At 43.5% G+C, this 1,337-nt stretch carries 2 protein-coding genes and 1 pseudogene; 2 read left to right on the top strand and 1 reads right to left on the bottom strand.

Going from position 1 to position 1,337, the window contains the following annotated elements; genetic code table 11:
* A partial coding sequence (locus K0778_RS28155) for a hypothetical protein (protein ID WP_002906209.1) occupies nt 1-71 on the top strand: 71 nt, incomplete at its 5' end.
* Nucleotides 53-244 (top strand): hypothetical protein, encoded by a 192-nt coding sequence (locus tag K0778_RS28455; protein ID WP_306569099.1) that lies wholly within the window; start codon nt 53-55, stop codon nt 242-244. The genes K0778_RS28155 and K0778_RS28455, both read left to right, overlap by 19 nt.
* Here K0778_RS28455 and K0778_RS26085 read toward each other — a convergent pair.
* Nucleotides 219-1,337 (bottom strand): annotated as a pseudogene (locus tag K0778_RS26085) (type I restriction endonuclease subunit R); the annotation flags it as partial. The gene K0778_RS28455 and the pseudogene K0778_RS26085 overlap by 26 nt on opposite strands.

The following is a 1,337-nucleotide window of genomic DNA, read 5'->3' as shown; positions in this document are numbered from 1 at the left end:
CGATGTTATTCACCCTGGCCAACCTGTTTCGGGTGGACCAAATGATACGTCAGTGGGAGAGATCTCAGTAAAAACCGGAAATAACGCCAGAAATGGTGGAAAAAATAGCCTAAATAGGCCGATTCGATGTGTTTGCGGGAAAAAAATCGGCCCAGATCCGCGAAATTTTAATCAGCGAGTCAACTTGGGAAGAAATGACCTGCTTATTCGCACCTTCCCTAAATCTTTCCACCCACCCCCTTAAATTTTTCAATAAATGCGCTAATTTTTTGAAAAACAGTCTGTTTTTTCGTTTTATATTGCGGATTTAAAGGACTGAGTCTGGGCAGTGTCTCGTTTAATTCCGTGCCATTTTCGGTGGCGTATTCGCGTTTTAAAGATGTGCGAATATAGCGTTTCGCCGCCTCTTCATTGAGATTTTCTTCTTTGATCAAGGCTTCTGCTTCACGTTGCTGTTCGCGTTGAGCAAACGTAAAGAATGCGTCAATGATGCTGGCTTTGTCCGGTAAATCATCCAGGTTCGTTTGCTGAATAAAATCGACCACCAGGCCCTCTTTAGCACGGTTCCCCAGGCTTGAACGAATTAAGCGTTTGACCTCTTCGATCATTTCGCCCTTACCTTTGTTTTGTCTGTTGTGCTCGAAAATCAGACCAAGGATATAATCCAGGTTTATTTCCTGAGATTTCAGCAAATCGACCTCAAAAACTACGTCATCCCAGTCAGTGGTTGATTTCTCTTTTTTCTCAGCTTCTTTCTCACGACGCTGCCAGTCGCGAATATCGTTATAGGCAGAACGATAATCCTGAATCTTGCGATCAGCAGGGAGACGAATTGTTTGCAATTCAGCGAGCTTTTCATCATCCACATAATGTTCTGCTTTGAATTTTTCTACTGCAACAGGATCGCTAAGATCGATTTGTTGCAGGGCTTTCAGCGTGGCAAATTCATCATAGTTTTGCAGGATGTTCTCGGCACGCAGGTATTCACCAAACAGTTTAACGAAGTCTTTCTTCTCTTTTTCACTTTCAATACTGGCAGGGTCAGGGAACCGTTGTTCCAGTTCTGCAACTACTGCCATAAAGCCGCGCTTAGCTTCACCAGTAGCAGCATCAGTAAAGCCTTCCATATACTCTGCATAACTCTTTTCTAACACTACATTTTTGGTGTTTTTGTCACCAAACAGCGTTATGGCATCGATGGTTGAGCGTTCCAGATCGCGGAAAGTGACGATATTACCGAAGGTTTTAGTTGCATCATAAATACGGTTGGTGCGGGAAAATGCCTGCATCAGGCCGTGAAAACGCAAGTTTTTATCGACGAATAGCGTGTTCAATGT

Source organism: Escherichia sp. XD33, from assembly GCF_019375075.1.
In the GTDB taxonomy this organism is placed as follows: domain Bacteria; phylum Pseudomonadota; class Gammaproteobacteria; order Enterobacterales; family Enterobacteriaceae; genus Enterobacter; species Enterobacter flexneri_A.
The sequence above is the reverse complement of the archived record's forward strand: the minus strand, read 5'-3'. Positions and strand labels throughout refer to the sequence as shown.